The 18,521-nt window shown below is 73.4% G+C and carries 18 protein-coding genes; 9 read left to right on the top strand and 9 right to left on the bottom strand.

The features are described 5' to 3' along the window. Positions 1-33 precede the first annotated feature (33 nt). A complete protein-coding gene (gene xylB / locus AB0H53_RS09435) occupies positions 34-1,500 on the top strand; it encodes a xylulokinase (protein WP_362109244.1) in 1,467 nt (488 codons plus the stop codon). After that, on the top strand, positions 1,497-2,426 hold the full coding sequence (locus AB0H53_RS09440; RefSeq protein WP_362109246.1) for a pseudouridine synthase: 930 nt from the start codon (positions 1,497-1,499) through the stop codon (positions 2,424-2,426). The genes xylB and AB0H53_RS09440 overlap by 4 nt, the downstream gene beginning before the upstream one ends. Here AB0H53_RS09440 and AB0H53_RS09445 read toward each other — a convergent pair. From AB0H53_RS09445 to AB0H53_RS09460, 4 genes are all read right to left on the bottom strand, one after another. Then, the gene (locus tag AB0H53_RS09445) at positions 2,410-3,042 is read right to left on the bottom strand and encodes an MBL fold metallo-hydrolase (protein ID WP_362109248.1); all 633 of its coding nucleotides are present in this window, start codon (positions 3,040-3,042) and stop codon (positions 2,410-2,412) included. The two genes, AB0H53_RS09440 and AB0H53_RS09445, sit on opposite strands and share 17 nt — an antisense overlap. After that, complete coding sequence (locus AB0H53_RS09450; RefSeq protein WP_362109250.1) at positions 3,039-4,124, bottom strand: S-(hydroxymethyl)mycothiol dehydrogenase; 1,086 nt, start codon at positions 4,122-4,124, stop codon at positions 3,039-3,041. The genes AB0H53_RS09445 and AB0H53_RS09450 overlap by 4 nt, the downstream gene beginning before the upstream one ends. A 180-nt stretch (positions 4,125-4,304) precedes the next feature. Further along, entirely contained in the window at positions 4,305-5,771 is a 1,467-nt protein-coding gene (locus AB0H53_RS09455) for an amino acid permease (protein WP_362109252.1), read from the bottom strand. Between the two features lie 169 nt (positions 5,772-5,940). Next, on the bottom strand, positions 5,941-6,642 hold the full coding sequence (locus tag AB0H53_RS09460) for an FCD domain-containing protein (protein WP_362109254.1): 702 nt from the start codon (positions 6,640-6,642) through the stop codon (positions 5,941-5,943). A gap of 175 nt (positions 6,643-6,817) precedes the next feature. Between AB0H53_RS09460 and AB0H53_RS09465 the strand changes: the two genes are divergently transcribed. Together AB0H53_RS09465 and AB0H53_RS09470 are read left to right on the top strand one after the other, a co-directional pair. After that, the gene (locus tag AB0H53_RS09465; protein WP_362109256.1) at positions 6,818-7,339 is read left to right on the top strand and encodes a gluconokinase; all 522 of its coding nucleotides are present in this window, start codon (positions 6,818-6,820) and stop codon (positions 7,337-7,339) included. A gap of 23 nt (positions 7,340-7,362) precedes the next feature. Next, entirely contained in the window at positions 7,363-8,739 is a 1,377-nt protein-coding gene (locus AB0H53_RS09470; RefSeq protein WP_362109458.1) for a gluconate:H+ symporter, read from the top strand. 132 nt (positions 8,740-8,871) lie between these two features. On the opposite strand, the gene AB0H53_RS09475 is transcribed toward AB0H53_RS09470, so the two are convergent. Further along, positions 8,872-10,527 carry an FAD-binding dehydrogenase gene (locus tag AB0H53_RS09475; RefSeq protein ID WP_362109258.1) on the bottom strand — a complete coding sequence of 552 codons (1,656 nt, stop codon included), beginning with the start codon at positions 10,525-10,527 and terminating at the stop codon, positions 8,872-8,874. A gap of 98 nt (positions 10,528-10,625) precedes the next feature. Here AB0H53_RS09475 and AB0H53_RS09480 point away from each other — a divergent pair, with 98 nt between their 5' ends. The 3 genes from AB0H53_RS09480 (at position 10,626) to AB0H53_RS09490 (ending at position 12,024) form a co-directional block, all read left to right on the top strand. Beyond that, positions 10,626-11,141 (top strand): NUDIX domain-containing protein, encoded by a 516-nt coding sequence (locus AB0H53_RS09480; protein WP_362109260.1) that lies wholly within the window; start codon positions 10,626-10,628, stop codon positions 11,139-11,141. Positions 11,142-11,314: 173 nt separating this feature from the next. Next, positions 11,315-11,707: a DUF202 domain-containing protein gene (locus AB0H53_RS09485; protein ID WP_362109262.1), complete on the top strand. Its 393-nt coding sequence runs from the start codon at positions 11,315-11,317 to the stop codon at positions 11,705-11,707. After that, on the top strand, positions 11,707-12,024 hold the full coding sequence (locus AB0H53_RS09490; RefSeq protein ID WP_362109264.1) for a DUF202 domain-containing protein: 318 nt from the start codon (positions 11,707-11,709) through the stop codon (positions 12,022-12,024). Before AB0H53_RS09485 ends, AB0H53_RS09490 begins: the two co-directional genes overlap by 1 nt. Positions 12,025-12,035: 11 nt before the next feature. Here AB0H53_RS09490 and AB0H53_RS09495 read toward each other — a convergent pair whose 3' ends face one another. Further along, entirely contained in the window at positions 12,036-12,971 is a 936-nt protein-coding gene (locus AB0H53_RS09495; protein ID WP_362109266.1) for an NADP-dependent oxidoreductase, read from the bottom strand. 177 nt (positions 12,972-13,148) lie between these two features. Here AB0H53_RS09495 and AB0H53_RS09500 point away from each other — a divergent pair, with 177 nt between their 5' ends. Then, positions 13,149-14,171 (top strand): phosphotransferase family protein, encoded by a 1,023-nt coding sequence (locus tag AB0H53_RS09500; protein ID WP_362109268.1) that lies wholly within the window; start codon positions 13,149-13,151, stop codon positions 14,169-14,171. Positions 14,172-14,180: 9 nt separating this feature from the next. Further along, a complete protein-coding gene (locus AB0H53_RS09505) occupies positions 14,181-15,395 on the top strand; it encodes an acyl-CoA dehydrogenase family protein (protein ID WP_362109270.1) in 1,215 nt (404 codons plus the stop codon). Positions 15,396-15,406: 11 nt separating this feature from the next. Here AB0H53_RS09505 and AB0H53_RS09510 read toward each other — a convergent pair whose 3' ends face one another. Genes AB0H53_RS09510 through AB0H53_RS09520 form a run of 3 tightly spaced genes read right to left on the bottom strand, consistent with a single transcriptional unit; the run spans position 15,407 to position 18,466 of the window. Continuing rightward, positions 15,407-16,000 (bottom strand): TetR/AcrR family transcriptional regulator, encoded by a 594-nt coding sequence (locus AB0H53_RS09510; protein WP_362109272.1) that lies wholly within the window; start codon positions 15,998-16,000, stop codon positions 15,407-15,409. Between the two features lie 31 nt (positions 16,001-16,031). Then, the gene (locus tag AB0H53_RS09515; RefSeq protein ID WP_362109274.1) at positions 16,032-17,705 is read right to left on the bottom strand and encodes an AMP-binding protein; all 1,674 of its coding nucleotides are present in this window, start codon (positions 17,703-17,705) and stop codon (positions 16,032-16,034) included. After that, a complete protein-coding gene (locus AB0H53_RS09520; RefSeq protein ID WP_362109276.1) occupies positions 17,702-18,466 on the bottom strand; it encodes an SDR family oxidoreductase in 765 nt (254 codons plus the stop codon). Before AB0H53_RS09520 ends, AB0H53_RS09515 begins: the two co-directional genes overlap by 4 nt. Positions 18,467-18,521: the final 55 nt, after the last annotated feature.

The raw sequence follows: 18,521 nt of genomic DNA on the forward strand, positions 1-18,521 counted from the left end.
GGCCCTTCGCCAAGAGAGCTGAGAGGTACCGAGATGCAGTCGTCCCCGGCCGTGATCGGCGTGGACAGCTCCACCCAGTCCACCAAGGCGGTCCTGGTGGACGCCGCCACCGGACAGGTCCTGGCCACCGGCCGGGCCGCCCACACGGTGAGCGGCGAGGGCGGGGCGCGGGAGAGCGACCCCGAGCAGTGGTGGCGGGCGCTCGCCGGGGCCGTCGCCCGGGCCCTGGAGGGGTTCGACGCCCGCGCGGTCACCGGCATCGCCGTCGCCGGCCAGCAGCACGGCCTGGTCGTCCTGGACGCCGCCGGGCGCCCGCTGCGTCCCGCCCTGCTGTGGAACGACACCCGCTCCGCGCCCCAGGCGGCCGCCCTGACCGGCAGGCTCGGCGCCGAAGGCTGGCTCGTCCGCACCGGTTCCGTACCGGTGGCGTCCATGACGGCCACCACATGGCAGTGGCTGCGGGAGCACGAGCCGCGTACCGCCGAGGCCGCCGCGGCCGTGCGCCTCCCCCACGACTTCCTCACCGAGCGGCTCGGCGGGACGGCCGCGACCGACCCCGGCGACGCGTCCGGCACGTGCTGGTACAACACCGCGACCGGCGCCTACGACCCCGAGCTGCTCGACCTGCTGGGGCTGGACGCCGCCCGCCTCCCGGCCGTGGCACCGACCGGGGCCACCCGCGTCGGGACGCTGACCACCGCGGCGGCCCGGGAACTGGGCCTGCCGGAAGGCGTCGCGGTCGCCGCGGGCACCGGCGACAACATGGCCGCCGCCGTCGGGCTGGGCCTGGGCGCGGCCGGGCTCCTGGACCATCCGGTGGTCTCGCTGGGCACCTCGGGTACGGTGTTCACCGCCACCGCGACCCGGCCGGCCACGGCCGCGCTCGCCGGCTTCGCCGCCACCGACGGTACGTACCTGCCACTCGGGTGCACCCTCAACTGCACGCTCGCCGTCGACAGGGTGGCCGCTCTGCTGGGCCTGGACCGCGAGGACGCGGTGCCCGGCGGGGACACCGTCCTCCTGCCGTACCTCGACGGCGAACGGACCCCCGACCTGCCGGGCGCCACCGGACTGCTCACCGGGCTGCGGCACACCACCACACCGCGGCAGCTGCTCGGCGCGGCCTACGAGGGCGCGGCGTTCACCGTGCTGCGCGCGCTCGACGCGCTGCCCTCCGTCGCGCCCTCGGCACCGCTGCGGCTGATCGGCGGCGGCGCCAGGGGCCGTACCTGGGTGGAGACGGTCCGCCGGCTCTCCGGGCGACCGCTGGTCCTGCCCCGGGCCACCGAGCTGGTCGCCCTGGGGGCCGCCGCGCTGGCGGTGGGCGCGGCCACCGGCGACGACCCGGTGGCCGTGGCCACGGCCTGGCGGGCCGGTGAGGGCGAGACGCTCGCCCCGGTCGAGCGGGACCGGGCCGCCTGGGACCGGATCGCCGCCGTCCTGCCCTCGGTGGCCTCGCTGGCCGGGCCGCCCCGGGGCGGGGCTACCGTGGGGCGGTGAGACGCAGAACGAAGGCCCCGGCGGCCCCCCTGCCGCAGCGCGCCGGTGTGGACCCGGTCCGGCTGCGGCTGCCCGCCGATCCGGACCGGGCGTGGGGCACCGTCCGGGACCATCTGGTCGGGCGGTACGCGGGGGCCATCGGCGCCGAGCGGGTCGACGCGATGTTCGCGGAGGGCCGGTTCGTCGGGGCGGACGGCGCGGCCGTCGGCGCCGACGAGCCGTACACGGCGGGCCGGTACCTGTGGTTCCACCGGGACTTCCCGGCCGAGGAGCGGGTGCCGTTCGAGGTGGGGGTGGTGTACCGGGACGAGCGGATCGTGGTGGCCGACAAACCGCACTTCCTGGCGACCACGCCGCGCGGGCGGCATGTCACCGAGACGGCGCTGGCACGGCTGCGGCGCGGCCTGGGACTGCCGCTGCTCCAGCCGGCGCACCGGCTGGACCGGCTGACGGCGGGGCTCGCGCTGTTCGTCGTACGGCCCGGGGACCGGGGCGCCTACCAGACGCTGTTCCGCGACCGGCGGGTGCGCAAGGAGTACGAGGCGGTGGCCGCCCACCGGCCCGGGCTCGACCTGCCCGTGACCGTGCGCAGCCGGATCGTGAAGGAGCACGGGGTGCCGGCGGCGTACGAGGAGCCCGGGGAGCCCAACAGCGTCAGCCGGGTCGAACTGCTGGAGCACCGGGGCGGCCTGGGCCGGTACCGGCTGGTGCCGGACACCGGCCGGACCCATCAGCTGCGGGTCCACATGGCCGGCCTGGGGGTGCCGATCCTGCACGACCCGCTCTACCCGGTGGTTCGGGAGGAGGGGCCGGAGGACTACACACGTCCGTTGCAGTTGCTGGCGCGGGCGCTGGAGTTCACCGACCCCGTGACGGGCTCCCCGGTGCGGTTCGAGAGCCGGCTGCGGCTCAGTGACCTCGCCTGAGCCACTCCTCCAGGTGCGGTGCCTCCGCGCCGATCGTGGTGGTCGCGCCGTGTCCGGTGCGGACCACCGTGTCCGGCGGCAGGGTCAGCAGCCGGTCGCGGATCGAGTCGATGATGGTGGGGAAGTCCGAGAAGGACCGGCCGGTGGCCCCGGGACCGCCGGCGAAGAGGGTGTCACCGGTGAAGACGGTGCCCAGGTCCGGCGCGTAGAGGCAGACCGCCCCCGGCGCGTGGCCTGGGGTGTGCAGCACGGTGAGGTCCGCGCCGGCGATGGTGAGGGTCTGGCCGTCGGTGAGCTCGCCGTCCGGGTGGTGGTCCGGGTGTGTCCGCTTCCACAGCGGCAGGTCGTCGGGGTGCAGCAGGACGCGCGCGCCGGTGGCGGCGGCGAGCGCGGGGGCGGCGCCGATGTGGTCGTCGTGGGCGTGCGTGCAGACCACGGCCCGCAGGGTGCGGCCGTCCAGCGCGGCCAGGATGGCCTCGGCGTCGTGGGCGGCGTCGATCACGATCGCCTCCGAGCCGTCGCCCACGATCCAAACGTTGTTGTCGACGTCCCAGGTGCCGCCGTCCAGCGAGAAGGTGCCGGAGGTGACCAGGTGGTCGACGCGGGCGGCCGTCACAGGACCACCACCGATCGCAGAACGTCGCCCTCGCTCATGCGGGCGAAGGCCTTCTCGATGTCGCCCAGGCCGATCGTCTCGGTGACGAAGGCTGCCAGGTCGATGCGGCCCTGCTGGTGCAGGTCGATGAGCATCGGGAAGTCACGGGAGGGCAGGCAGTCGCCGTACCAGGACGACTTCAGCGCGCCGCCGCGCCCGAAGACGTCCAGCAGCGGCAGTTCCAGCCTCATCTCGGGGGTGGGGACGCCGACGAGGACCACCGTGCCGGCCAGGTCGCGGGCGTAGAAGGCCTGCCGGTAGGTCTCCGGGCGGCCGACCGCCTCGATGACGACGTCCGCGCCGAAGCCGCCGGTGAGCTCGCGGATCGCCTCGACCGGGTCGGTGGAGCGCGAGTTGACGGTGTGGGTGGCGCCCATGGACCGGGCGGTGTCCAGTTTCCGGTCGTCGATGTCGACGGCGACGATCCTGGCGGCGCCCGCCAGCCGCGCGCCGACGATCGCCGCGTCACCGACGCCGCCGCACCCGATGACGGCGACCGTGTCGCCCCGGCCGACCTGTCCGGTGTTGATGGCGGCGCCGATGCCGGCCATCACACCGCAGCCCAGCAGACCGGCGACGGCCGGGGAGACGGCCGGGTCGACCTTGGTGCACTGACCGGCGGCGACCAGCGTCTTCTCGGCGAACGCGCCGATGCCGAGGGCCGGCGAGAGCTCGGTGCCGTCGCTGAGCGTCATCTTCCGCTCGGCGTTGTGGGTGTCGAAGCAGTACCAGGGCCTGCCGCGCCGGCAGGCCCGGCACCGGCCGCACACGGCCCGCCAGTTGAGGACGACGAAGTCGCCGGGGGCCACGTCGGTGACGTTGTCGCCGACCGACTCGACCACGCCGGCGGCCTCGTGGCCGAGCAGGAACGGGAAGTCGTCGTTGATCCCGCCCTGCTTGTAGTGCAGGTCGGTGTGGCAGACCCCGCAGGCCTGGATCTTCACCACGGCCTCCCCCGGGCCGGGGTCCGGGATCGTGATCGTCTCGACCCGCACGGGCTGGTTCTTCCCCGGGGCGACGACCCCTTGGACCTGCTGTGTCATCGTGCGCCTTCCCTTCATCGGACCACTGTCGGCACCACTATTCCGTGCCCGGGCGGCCCGCCGGTGCGACGGTTCCGGCCGGAAGTGGCGGAATCGTCGCCTCCGCCGGTGGCGGCTCCGCACGGCACGAAGCCCCCGCCGGTCGGTCGGCGGGGGCTTCGTACGTCAGGGAGCGGGCGATCAGTCCCGCGGCTGGCCGTTCGCGAGTGCCAGCACCCGCTTGCGGACCATGAACCAGCCGCCGACCAGCATGGCCGCGATCAGCGGCAGGCAGGCGACCGTGGTCCGCCCCACGCCGCCGCCGATCCACATCAGGACCACGACGGAGGCGAGGAACACCAGCGTCACGATCTGAGTGTACGGCGCCCAGGGCAGTCGGTAGGACGGCCGCTCGACCCTGCCCTCCTTCGCGCGCCACCAGAACAGCAGCGAGCAGAGCATGATCATGGCCCAGGTGCCGAGGATGCCGATGGAGGCGAAGTTGAGGACGATCTCGAAGGCCTCGCCGGGCATGACGTAGTTGAGGCCGACGCCCAGGACACCGAAGCCGGCGGTCAGCAGGATGCCGCCGTAGGGGACCTGGCCCTTGTTCATACGTGCGGTGAACTTCGGGGCCGAGCCGGACATGGCCATCGAGCGCAGGATCCGGCCGGTGGAGTACAGGCCCGAGTTCAGGCTGGACAGCGCGGCGGTGAGGACGACCAGGTTCATGATGTTGGCCGTGCCCGGGATGCCGAGCTTGTCGAAGACGGTGACGAAGGGGCTCTGGCCGCCGGAGAACGAGGTGTACGGCAGCAGCAGCGAGAGCAGGACGACCGAACCGACGTAGAACAGGCCCACGCGCCACATGATGGAGTTGATCGCCTTCGGCATGATCTTCTCGGGGTTCTCGGTCTCACCGGCGGCGACGCCGACCAGCTCGACGGAGGCGTACGCGAAGACGACGCCCTGGACGACCATCAGCATCGGGAACATGCCGAGCGGGAACACGCCGCCGCTGTCGGTGATGGTGGCCAGGCCCGGGGTGTGGCCGCCGACCTCGTGCTGGGTGACGACCAGGAAGATACCGACGCACATGAAGATCACCAGCGCGGCGACCTTGATGATCGCGAACCAGAACTCCATCTCGCCGAAGTACTTCACCGAGATCAGGTTCGCGGTCAGGACGACGGCGAGGGCGATCATGGCGAGCACCCACTGCGGGACGTCGCTGAACAGCGACCAGTAGTGCGCGAAGACCGCGGCCGCGGTGATGTCGGCCACGGCGGTGGTCGACCAGTTGAGGAAGTACAGCCAGCCGGCCGTGTAGGCGCCCTTCTCGCCCATGAACTCACGGGCGTAGGAGACGAAGGCGCCGGAGGACGGGCGGTAGAGCACCAGCTCACCGAGGGCCCGGACGACGAAGAAGGCGAAGACGCCGCAGACGGCGTACGCGATGGCCAGGGAGGGCCCCGCGCCCGCCAGCCGGCCGCCGGCGCCGAGGAACAGGCCGGTGCCTATCGCGCCGCCGATGGCGATCATGTTGACGTGCCGGGACTTGAGGTCCTTGCTGTATCCGGCGTCACCGGCGTCGATGTGGGGGGTGCCCTTCGCCGCCGGGGAACCGGGGCTCAGGGTGTCGGCCGCAGGCAGGGTGCGGTCACTCATCTGGAGGTCGCCTTCGTGAGGGATCGTGCGGTATCAGCCGTACGCCGGTGATGAGGATGGTCACCGTGACATTCAGGCCAGGGGACATAGTCAGGCCAAAGTCGCCGTTTTGGCTGTGGTGTATGTCACGTACGGGTGGGTCTGAGGTGTTTCAGAGGTTACCGGCTGGTTAAGGAACGAGGACATCGAGCTCGTGCAGGGCCCCCTCGGCGATCTGCCGGGTGAGCTCCCGGGCACGCTCCGCGTCCCGCTCCCGTACGGCCTCGGCGACCTGGACGTGGAGCGTGACGGCGGCCGGGTCGGGGTCGTCGAACATCACCTGGTGGTGGGTGCGGCCGGTGAGCACCTCCGCGACGACGTCCCCGAGCCGGGCGAACATCTCGTTGCCCGAGGCGTTGAGCACCACGCGGTGGAAGGCGATGTCGTGGACGAGGTACGCGTCGAGCTGCCCGCCCCGCGACGTGGCGACCATGCCCAGGGCGTGCTCGGTGAGCGCCCGGCACTGCTCGGGGGTGGCGTGCGCGGCGGCCAGGCCGGCGGCGACCGGCTCGACGGCGGAGCGCAGCACGGTGAGCGACCGGAGCTGGCGGGGGCGGTCGGAACCGGCCAGCCGCCACCGGATGACCCGGGGGTCGTACACGTTCCACTCCTCGGTGGCGCGCACGGTCAGCCCGACACGGCGGCGCGACTCGACCAGGCGCATCGACTCCAGGACGCGGACCACCTCGCGGACGACGGTGCGGGAGACCTCGAAGCGCTGGGCCAGCTCGTCGGTGCGCAGCACGCTGCCGGGGCGGTACTCACCGGCGGTGATGGCGAGGCCCAGGGTGTCCAGCACACGCGTATGGAGCCCCCGGGCCTGAGTCGTCATGGGCAAAGCCTAAGCGGGCGGGACGGACCGGACGACAACCCGGCAATTAAGTATGACTTTTATGTCACAGGGTCTTGAATACGTCGTACCCAATGGGTTTCAGTGTCCGGCGACGGAGTCCGGCGACGGACCGCGTCCGGAAGCGATGTCGAAGAGGACAGCGAGGCACCCACCCATGCAGCAGCCACCGGTCGTCGTCGTGATGGGCGTGGCGGGAACCGGCAAGACCACCATCGGTCCGCTGGTCGCCGAACGCCTCGGCGTCCCCTACGCCGAGGGCGACGACTTCCACCCGGCGGCGAACATCGCCAAGATGTCGGCCGGTGTCCCGCTGGACGACGACGACCGGTGGCCCTGGCTGGACGCGATCGGCCGGTGGGCGCACGGGCGCGCGGGGCGGGGCGGAGTGGTGAGCAGTTCGGCGCTCAAGCGGGCCTACCGGGACCGGCTGCGGTCGGCCGCGCCCGGCGCGGTGTTCCTGCACCTGACCGGCGAGCGGGGCCTGATCGAGGAGCGGATGGCCGCCCGCACCGGGCACTTCATGCCCACCGCGCTGCTGGACTCGCAGTTCGCCACGCTCCAGCCGCTGGAGGACGACGAGACGGGTGTCGCCGTCGACGTGTCCGGCGGCCCCGAGGAAATCGCCGACCGGGCCGTCGCCGCGCTGCGCCGGCTCGCTACCCGAGGAACCCTGTGACCAGTCTGAATCTCAGCGTCGAGATGCTGGCGGCGGACGCCACCGAACCGATCACTTCGGCGGGCAACGCACAGCTCGGCATCGCCGTCCTGGCGGGCATCGCCGCCATCGTCCTGCTCATCACCCGGTTCCGGCTCCACGCCTTCCTGGCGCTGACCATCGGCTCGCTGGGGCTCGGAGCCCTGGCGGGCGCCCCCCTCGACAAGGCCATCGAGTCGTTCACCAAGGGCCTGGGCTCCACCGTCGCCGGGGTGGGCGTGCTCATCGCGCTCGGCGCCATCCTCGGCAAGCTGCTCGCCGACTCGGGCGGCGCCGACCAGATCGTCGACACGATCCTGGCGAGGGCGAGCGGCCGGGCCATGCCGTGGGCGATGGTGCTGATCGCCTCCGTCATCGGGCTGCCGCTCTTCTTCGAGGTCGGCATCGTGCTGCTGATCCCGGTGGTGCTGCTGGTCGCCGAGCGCGGCGGCCACTCGCTGATGCGGATAGGGGTGCCGGCGCTGGCCGGCCTGTCGGTGATGCACGGGCTCATCCCGCCGCACCCCGGCCCGCTGGTCGCCGTCGACGCGCTCGGCGCCGACCTGGGCGTCACGCTCGCGCTGGGTGTCCTCGTGGCGGTCCCCACCGTGATCGTCGCCGGGCCGCTGTTCTCGCGGTACGCGGCCCGGTGGGTGGACATCCCGGCGCCCGAGCGCATGATCCCCCAGCGTCCCTCCGAAGACCTCCGGCGCCGGCCCGGTTTCGGGATCACCGTGGCGACGGTGCTGCTGCCGGTGGTCCTGATGCTGGTCAAGGCGCTGGTGGACATCGTCGTCGACGACCCCGGCAGCCACCTCCAGCGGGTCACCGACGTCATCGGCTCGCCGCTGATCGCCCTGCTGGCCGCGGTGATCACGGGCCTCTTCACACTGGGCCGGGCGGCGGGCTTCACCAAGGAGCGGATCTCCACCGTGGTGGAGACCTCGCTCGCCCCGATCGCGGGCGTGCTGCTGATCGTCGGCGCGGGCGGTGGCTTCAAGCAGACCCTCATCGACGTGGGGGTGGGCCGGATGATCCTGGACTTCTCGGAGGACTGGGCGATACCGGCGCTGCTGCTGGCCTGGCTGATCGCCGTGGCCATCCGGCTGGCGACCGGCTCGGCGACGGTGGCCACCATCTCGGCGGCCGGGCTGGTGGCCCCGCTGGCGGCGGACATGACGACCGCTCACACCGCCCTGCTGGTGCTGGCGATCGGGGCCGGCTCCCTCTTCTTCAGCCATGTGAACGACGCCGGGTTCTGGCTGGTGAAGGAGTACTTCGGGATGAGCGTCGGCCAGACGGTCAAGACCTGGTCGGTGATGGAGACCCTCATCTCGGTCGTGGGGATCGCCTTCGTCCTGCTGCTGTCGCTGGTGTTGTAGCGCACGCGTGCGGCGGGGCCCGGTGACGCGGCGCCGGCGACTGCCCGGCGCCGCCGGCGTGCCGCACGGTACGGGCCGCCCGGCCGGCGCGGGAGCCGCCGGCCCGCAGGGGAGCCGCCGGGCCCGTGCGGGTCAGCCGACCGCCTTGGCCGCCGCCCGGCCCGCCGCCCGGCCCGAGAAGAGGCAGCCGCCGAGGAAGGTGCCCTCCAGGGAGCGGTAGCCGTGCACTCCCCCGCCGCCGAAGCCGGCCGCCTCGCCCGCCGCGTACACCCCGGGCAGCGGCTCACCGCCGGCGGTGAGCACCCGGGAGGACAGGTCGGTCTCCAGGCCGCCGAGGGACTTGCGGGTGAGGACGTGCAGCCGTACGGCGATCAGCGGGCCCGCCCCGGGGTCGAGGATGCGGTGCGGGGCGGTGGTGCGGATCAGGCGGTCGCCCAGGTACCTGCGGGCTCCCCGGATCGCGGTGACCTGGGCGTCCTTGGTGAAGGGGTTGGCGATCTCCCGGTCACGGGCGACGACTTCGCGGCGCAGCTCCGTTTCGTCGATCAGCGGTTGGCCGGTGAGCGCGTTCATCCCCCGTACCAGCGACGCCAGGTCCTTCTCCACGACGAAGTCGGCGCCGTGGTCCATGAACGCCCGCACCGGTCCGGGGACGTCCGCGCGGGCCCGGTCGAACACACCGCGCACCGATCTGCCGGTCAGGTCCGGGTTCTGTTCGGAGCCGGAGAGGGTGAACTCCTTGCCGATGACGCGCCGGTTGAGGACGAACCAGGTGTGGCCGTGGCCGGAGCGCATGATGTGCTCCAGCGTGCCGAGGGTGTCGAAGCCGGGGAAGAGCGGCACGGGCAGCCGCCGGCCGCGCGCGTCCAGCCAGAGCGAGGACGGGCCGGGCAGGATGCGGATGCCGTGCCGGGCCCAGACGGGGTTCCAGTTCTGGACGCCCTCGGTGTAGTGCCACATCCGGTCGCGGTTGATGTGGTGGCCGCCGGCGGACTCGGTGATGCCGAGCATCAGTCCGTCGACGTGGGCGGGCACGCCGGAGAGCATCCTGTCGGGCGGGGTGCCGAGCCGGTCGGGCCACTGGGCGCGGACGAGGTCGTGGTTGCCGCCGATGCCGCCGGAGGTGACGATCACCGCCTGGGCCCGGTACTCGAACGCCCCGGTGATCTCCCGGCTGCTCGCGCTGCCGCGTGCGGCGGCGGACGGCTCCAGGACCTCGCCGCTGACGGTGTCGACCGTGCCGCCGGTACGGCCGAGGCCGGTCACCCGGTGGCGGAACATCAGCCGCACCAGGCCGCGCGCGACCCCCGCGCGCACCCGCCGCTCGAACGGGGCCACCAGACCGGGCCCGGTGCCCCAGGTGATGTGGAAGCGGGGCACCGAGTTGCCGTGGCCGCTCGCGCCGTAGCCGCCGCGCTCCGCCCAGCCGACCACCGGGAAGAACCTGACCCCCTGCCGGTGCAGCCAGCCGCGCTTCTCACCCGCCGCGAAGTCGACGTACGCCTCGGCCCACTCGCGCGGCCAGTGGTCCTCGGGGCGGTCGAACCCCGCTGTGCCGAGCCAGTCCTGGAGGGCCAGGGCGTGGCTGTCCCTGATCCGCATCCGGCGCTGCTCGGGCGAGTCGACGAAGAACAGGCCGCCGAAGGACCAGTGGGCCTGGCCGCCGATGGACTGCTCCGGCTCCTGGTCGAGCAGGATGACGCTGCGGCCGGCGTCGGCGAGCTCCGCGGTGGCGACCAGACCCGCGAGGCCCGCCCCGATCACGATCACATCAGCGTCGTACGCCATGGCTTCCGTCCTTCTGGGGAGGTGGTGGCTCCGATCGTCGGTACGCGGCGGTAACACGTCAACGGCTGGGCCGGTTCCGCCCGTGCTTTCATGGCCGCATGAGCGCCGCTGAGGAGATCCTGGACGTCGTCGACGAGCACGACCGGGTGGTGGGCCGGGCACCACGCGGCGAGGTGTACGCGCGGGGTCTGCGCCACCGCTGTGTGTTCGTCCTGGCCAGGGACGCCGACGACCGGATCTTCGTGCACCGGCGCACCGCGCGGAAGCTGGTGTTCCCCTCGCTGTACGACATGTTCGTCGGCGGCGTCGTCGGAGCGGGCGAGAGCTACGACGGGGCGGCGCTGCGGGAGGCGGAGGAGGAGCTGGGCGTGCGCGGGCTGCCGCGCCCCGTCCCGCTGTTCACCTTCCTGTACGCCTCCGGCGACGGCGCCCGGTCGTGGTGGTCGGCCGTCTACGAGGTGCGGTGCGAGCTGCCGGTACGGCCGCAGCCGGAGGAGGTCGCCTGGCACACCTTCCTGCCGGAGGCCGAGCTGGAGGCCCGGCTGGCCGAGTGGCCGTGGGTGCCGGACGGGCTGGCCGCCTACGAACGGCTGCGGGCGCACCGGGCGGGGTGAGGGCGCGGGCGGGCCGCCGCCCGGCGGTGGCGGCGCGCGTGGGGCGCCGGGAAGCCGGGCCGCGCGGGTGGGGCCTCGGACGCCGGGCGCCGGGATGCCGGACGTGGGGGCCTGGAGGGCCGGGCGCCGAACCGCGGAATGTGAGGCTCCGGACCCTCCCGTAGGGTGAACAGGTGAGCGACTTTGCACGAAGCGTTCGACTGTGGTTCGCGCCGCAGCGGATCCGGGACGAGGGCGACACGCCCGACTACCGGTTCTCCCTCGCCAATGAGCGCACCTTCCTCGCCTGGCTCCGCACCGGGCTGGCCCTCGTCGGCGGAGGTTTCGCCGTCGACCAGTTCCTGCCCGGCCTGCGGTGGGGCGTGCGGGTCGGGATGGCGCTCGCGCTGCTGGCCGCCGGGGCGCTGTGCGCGCTGCGGGCGGTGAACCACTGGACACGGTGCGAGCGGGCCATGCGCCGCGGGGAGGACCTGCCGGTCAGCCGCTTCCCGGCGCTGCTGAGCCTGCTGGTGGGTCTGGTGGCGGTGGCCATGGTGGTGGGCGTCCTGCTGGGGTGGCGGGGCTGATGGCGGGCGCGGTGGGCGCCCGGGACCCGGGGCTGCAGCCGGAGCGGACGCGGCTCGCCTGGCGCCGTACGACGCTGTCGGCGACCGTGGCGGCGGTCCTGGCCGCCAGGCAGGCGGTGCACCACGACGTCACGGCCCCGGGACTGGTGGGCACGGGCCTGTCACTGCTGGTCTGGCTGGGGTTCCTGGGCGTGGCCCACCGCCGGATGCGGGCCCTGGACAGCGCCCGCCCCCGCGCCCTGACAGCTCGCGGGGCCGCCGCGGCGGCCCTGTGCACGGTGGCGCTCGCGGCGTTCGCGGTGGGCGTGGTGGTCTGAGGGCCGGCGGCTCAGCCGGCGGGGTCGACGGTGACGACGATCTTGCCCTGGACGCCGCCCGCCATATTGGCCCGCTGGGCGTCGGCGGCGCGTTCCAGCGGGAAGGTGCCGGCCACCTGTACCGTCACCACGCCCTGCTCGGCGAGGCCGGCGAGGGCGGTCAGGTCGGCCGCGTCGGGGCGCACCCAGCAGTACTGGCCGCCCATGCCGAGCACCTCGCCGTCCGCGACGGAGGCCAGCCGCCCCTCGGGGGCCAGCAGGCCGGGCGTGTCCTTGAGTACCTGGCCGCCGACCGTGTCGAAGGCGGCGTCCACACCTCCCGGCGCCAGGGCCCGGACCTGGGCGGCGAGGCCCTGGTCGTAGCGCACCGGCTCGGCGCCCAGCTCCCGGACGCGGTCCTGGCCCGACTCCCGCACGGCCCCGATGACCCGGGCGCCCAGGTGCCGGGCGATCTGGACGGCCATCGAGCCGACGCCGCCCGCCGCCGCGTGGACCAGCACCGTCTGCCCGGCGCGCACCCGCAGCGCCCGGGTCAGCACCTGATAGGCGGTCAGCCCGACCAGCGGCAGGCCCGCCGCCTCCTCGAAGCTCAGCCCGGGCGGCTTGCGGGCCAGGGTGCGCACGGGCGCCGCGACGTACTCGGCGAAGGTCCCGTGGCACAGCACGTCCTCGCGCACGTACCCCATGACCTCGTCCCCGACGGCGAACTCCGGCGCGCCCACCCCGGGCTGGACGACGACACCGGAGACGTCCCAGCCGGGGATGACCGGGAAGACGGTGTCCAGGAGGGGGTCCAGGTAGCCGGCCTGGCACTTCCAGTCGACGGGGTTGACGGCGGCGGCCCGCACCTTGACCAGCACGTCGTCCGGTCCCACCTTCGGGTCGGGCAGCTCGCCGAACTCCAGGACCTCGGGGCCGCCGTAGTGGCGGTAGCTGATGGCCTTCATGGTCCGACCCTCCGGCCGCACCGGCGCGCGCGCAACCCGGCGGCGGCCCGCCGGGGCGGCTCGGCGGGCGATCTCGCAGTCACCGGTTCACGTCACGTACTGGACGACATACCGACTGGTCGGCATCATGCTCGGTACGGCCACACCCGCCCAGACTCGCCCCCGGAGGTGCGAACGATGAGCTCAACCCCGCCGCCAGGTCTCGACCCCGAGCGGTTGCTCGGCCACCTGGACCGCGAACGGCCCGGTCTGGTGGGCGGCCCGCTCAGTGCCCGGCTCGTCGAGGGCGGCCGGTCCAACCTCACCTACGTCGTCACCGACGGCACCGGCCGGTGGGTGGTGCGCCGCCCGCCGCTGGGCCACGTCCTGGCCACCGCCCACGACATGCGGCGCGAACACCGGGTCATCAGCGCCCTGCACCCGACGCCGGTCCCGGTCCCCGAGCCGCTGCTGCTGTGCGAGGACGAGTCGGTGCTCGGCGCGCCGTTCTACGTCATGGAGTTCGCCCCCGGAACGCCGTACCGCACCGCCGAGCAGCTCGCCCCGCTGGGCCCGGAGCGCACCCGCGCCGTGGTGCTGGGCCTGGTGGACACGCTCGTCGACCTGCACGCCGTGGACCCCGCGGCGGTGGGCCTGGCCGACTTCGGGCGGCCGGAGGGCTTCCTGGACCGCCAACTGCGGCGCTGGGGCAAGCAACTGGACGCCTCCCGCAGCCGGGACCTGCCCGGCATCGACGAGCTGCACGCCGGCCTCGGCCGGGGCCTGCCGGCCTCTCCCGCCCCCACCGTGGTCCACGGCGACTACCGCCTCGACAACGTCCTGGTCGGCGCGGACGACGGCATCGAGGCCGTGCTGGACTGGGAGATGTCCACGCTCGGCGACCCGCTCACCGACCTGGGCCTGCTGGTGATGTACAGCACCCGGCTGGCGCTGCCCGACTCCCCCGTCAGCACCACCGCCGGCGCCCCGGGGCACCCGGCGCCGGCCGAGCTGGTCGAGCGGTACGCCGCCCGCTCCGGGCGGAACACCTCGGCCATCTCCTGGTACACGGCGTTCGCCTGGTTCAAGCTCGCCGTGATCCTGGAGGGCATCCACTACCGCTACACCCTCGGGCAGACCGTCGGTGCCGGCTTCGACCGGATCGGCGACCTCGTGCCCGTCTTCATCGAGCACGGTCTCACCACCCTTCAGGAAGGCTGAGCGACACCCATGGACTTCGCATTCGACGCGCGCACCGAGGAACTGCGGGCCAGGCTCCTCGCCTTCATGGACGAGTTCGTGTACCCGGCCGAGACGGTCGCCGAGGAGCAGCGGGCGAAGCTCGCCTCCCCGTGGGACACCCCGGCCGTGGTGGAGGAGCTCAAGGCCGAGGCGCGCGCGCAGGGCCTGTGGAACCTCTTCCTCCCCGACGAGGAGCACGGGGCCGGGCTGACCAACCTCCAGTACGCCCCGCTCGCCGAGATCACCGGCCGCTCCCCCCAGCTCGCGCCGACCGCCCTGAACTGCGCCGCCCCGGACACCGGGAACATGGAGGTGCTGGCGCAGTTCGGTGACGAGCGGCAGCAGGAGCGGTGGCTGCGGCCGCTGCTCGCCGGGGAGATCCGGTCCGCGTTCGCGATGACCGAGCCGGAGGTCGCCTCGTCGGACGCGACGAACATCGAGACCCGCATCCGGCGGGACGGTGACGCATACGTCATCAACGGCCGCAAGTGGTACATCTCCGGTGCGATGAACCCGGATTGCGCCATCTTCATCGTGATGGGCAAGACCGACCCGGACGGCGAGGACATCCGCCGCCAGCAGTCGATGATCCTGGTCCCCCGGGACACGCCGGGCGTCGACGTCCGGCGCGCGATGACGGTGTACGGGTACGAGGACCACTACCACGGCGGCCACGCCGAGGTCGTCTTCGAGGACGTCCGCGTCCCGGCGGCGAACCTGATCGGCGAGGAGGGCGGCGGGTTCGCCATCGCCCAGGCCCGCCTCGGCCCCGGCCGCATCCACCACTGCATGCGGCTGATCGGCATGGCCGAGCGGGCGATCGAGCTGATGTGCCGCCGGGCCGTGTCCCGTACGGCCTTCGGCAAGCCGCTGGCCGCCCAGGGGCAGGTGCAGGGGTGGATCGCGGACGCCCGGGTGACCGTCGAGCAACTGCGGCTGCTGGTGCTCAAGACCGCCTGGCTGATGGACACCGTCGGCAACCGGGGCGCGCACACCGAGATCCAGGCGATCAAGATCGCCACTCCCCGAGCGGTGGTCGGCATCCTCGACAAGGCGGTCCAGCTGCACGGCGCGGGCGGTGTCAGCCAGGACTTCCCGCTGGCCGAACTGTGGGCGGCGGCACGGACCCTGCGGCTGGCCGACGGCCCCGACGAGGTGCACCAGCGCTCGCTGGCGCGGCGTGAGCTGAAGAAGTACCTCTGACGAGCCCCGTACTACGGCCGCAGCGCCCGCAGCAACAGGTCGGCCAGGTGGTCGGCGACCTGCTGCGGGCTCAGCGGGCCGTCCGGGCGGTACCAGGTGGACAGGTGGTGCACGGAACCGAAGTGGTAGTCCACCACCAGGTCCGCCGGGGTGGCCGGGGAGAAGACGCCGCTGCGCTGGCCCTCCTCGATCAGCGCCCGGAAGCGCTCGTGGTAGCGGCGCCGTTCGGCCCGGACCTGCTTGTTGGTCTCCGGGCTCAGGTGGTGCATGGAGCGGAAGAAGATGGACGCGTCGTCCAGGTTGTCGATGGTGGTGACGACCACGTCGGCGGCGGCGTCGCGCAGCCGCCGCTCGACGGGCGCGTCGGCGCCGGCGAAGGCGTCGAGCCGCTCCTGCTGGAGGCGCAGCACGCGCGAGTAGACCTCGTGCAGCAGGTCCTCCTTGGACCCGAAGTAGTGGTACAGCGCGCCCTTGGTGACACCGGCCGCCTCGACGATCTCCTGGACGGAGGTGCGGTCGTAACCCCGCTCGGCGAAGAGCCGGGTGGCGGCGGCCAGCAGCCTCTGGGGGACGGGGATGCCGCTCCCGTCCGTCGTCCTGGCCATGTGCCGCCACCTCTCTCGGGTACTCACTGGTTCACTTCCGGTCCTGGTCGGGACAACGCAGTTCCCGCCGGAGGATCTTCCCACTCGTGGTCTTGGGCAGCTCCGGCAGGACCTCGACGTCCCGGGGATATTTGTACGCCGCGAGCCGCTGCTCGCAGTACGCCGACAGCTCGGCCGGCCCGGCCGACGCGCCCGGGCGCAGGCTGACGTACGCCTTGACCGTCTCGCCCCGGTAGGGGTCGGGGACGCCCACGACGGCCGCCTCGCGGACGTCGGGGTGGGTGTACAGCACGTCCTCCACCTCGCGCGGCCAGACCTTGAAGCCGGAGGCGTTGATCATGTCCTTCTTGCGGTCGACCACGTAGAGCCAGCCGTCCTCGTCCATGAAGCCGATGTCGCCGGTGCGCAGCTCCCCGTCGGGGAAGGCGCGCGCGGTGGCCTCGGGCAGGCCGAGGTAGCCGGGGACGACCTGGGGGCCGCGTACGGCGATCTCGCCCTGTTCGCCGAAGGGCACCTCCCGACCCGACTCGTCCAGCACCCGGACCACGGTCCCGGGCCCGGGGACGCCGACCGAGAGGGTGCCGGAGGCGGGGTCGACCGGGGCCTCCTTCCCGGGCGGTACCGAGGCGCAGGGGGCCGTGCACTCGGTCAGGCCGTAGCCGTTGTGGATGTAGGGGCCGAAGCGCGCGCGGAACCTCTCCACCAGGGCCGGGGGCACGGGAGCGCCACCGGAGGAGATCACCTGGAAGGACGCGAAGTGGTCCGGGGTGGCGGCGGGGTGGGCGGCCAGGGCCATGAAGGCGGTGGAGGGCCCGACGGTGTACGCGGGGCGGTACTCGGTGAACGCGTCGAGCACGACTCCCGCCTCGAAGCGGTACGCCAGGACCAGGGTGCCCGCGTTGGCTACGCAGGCGGCGAGCTCGCAGACCATGCCGGTGATGTGGAAGAGCGGCGCGAGGGCGAAGTAGGCGGCTCCCTCGGGAACGGGGTGGCCGGCCCGCTGGCGTTCGGCGTTGTACATGATCCCGCGGTGCAGGTTCATGGCGCCCTTGGGCGTACCGCTGGTGCCGGAGGTGTAGCTGATCAGGGCCACGTCGTCGGCGGCGGGCTCGCGGTCCTCCGGGGCGGGGTGCCCGGCCCGGGCGACGGCGACCAGGTCCTCGGCGCCGGCGGGTACGGGCAGCCGCTCGAAGCCGAGGACGCGCGGGTCGTCACGCGTCTGCAGGTCCTTCTCGCAGGCGGTGAGCACGACGCGCACGGAGCAGTCCGCCGCGGTCCGGCGCAGGTACGCCTCCCAGGCCCGGTCGGCGCAGACCAGCACCCGCGCCCCGGAGTCCTTCAGGGCGTGCGCCACCTCCGCCGACTTGTACATGGGGTTGAGCGGGACCACGCTCGCCCCGGCCTTCCAGGCTCCGAGCAGCGCGAGGACGAAGTGCGGGGTGTTCTGCAGCATGACGGCGACCCGGTCGCCGCGCTCGACGCCCCGGGCGGCGAGGTGGCCGGCCACCGAGTCGGAGAGGGCGTCGGTCTCGCGGTAGCTGAGCCGGCCGTCGAAGTAGCCCAGGGCGGTGCGGCCGGGGGCGCGGGCCACGGCCGCCCGGAGGGCGTGCACCAGGGTGGGGGGCGGGTCGACGGGCGCCCGCTGGGCGTCGCTGAGCTGGGCGAGCCAGGGCCTGGCGGCGTAGATCGAGGTCGTCGGGGTCACTTCCCGGTGCCCTCCCACTTCTGCTGGATGTGGCTCATATTGTTCAGCCAGCGCTCCGGGTCGCTCGCGCGGGCCCGGTAGAAGCCGGCCACCTCGGGGTGCGGCAGGATCAGGAAGCGGTCGGCCTCGATGCCCTCGAAGAGCGCGTCGGCGACGTCCTCGGGCTCGATCGCGGTGGGGGCGAGGACGAGTTCGCCGGCGGAGCCCGCCGCGGTGAGCATGTCCGTACGGACGCCCTGCGGGCAGATGGCGTGGACCTTGAGGCCGCGGTGGCGGTAGGTGAGGGAGAGCCATTCGGCGAAGGCGTACGCGCCGTGCTTGGTCACGCTGTAGGGCGCGGCGCCGACCATGGTGAGCAGCCCGGCCGCCGAGACGGTCGAGACGAACCGGCCGGCGCCGCGCTCCAGCCAGTCGGGCAGCAGGGCGCCGGCCGCCCGGACGTGGGCCATCACATTGACGTCCCAGGCGGCGGCCCAGACCTCCTCACCGGCGAAGGCGTCGCCGGGCGAGGCGAGCCCGGCGTTGGCGCAGTACACGTCGACGGTGCCGCCGAGCGCCTCGCGGGCCTCGGCCACGACGGCGGAGGCGTCGCCGGGGACGGCGGTGGCCCCGATCTCGTCGGCGACGGCCCCGGCGCGGCCGGGGTCGATGTCGTTGACGACGACCCTCGCCCCCTGGGCGGCGAACCGGCGGGCGAGTGCCGCTCCGATTCCGCCGCCCGCTCCGGTGACGACCACACCCGCACCCCGCACCGCGCTCATCGAGACCCGCCTCTCCTTGGCACCACCCGGAAACATCCCCGGCAGACTAACCGGT

This window comes from Streptomyces sp. NPDC050856 (assembly GCF_040653855.1).
In the GTDB taxonomy this organism is placed as follows: Bacteria; Actinomycetota; Actinomycetes; order Streptomycetales; family Streptomycetaceae; genus Streptomyces.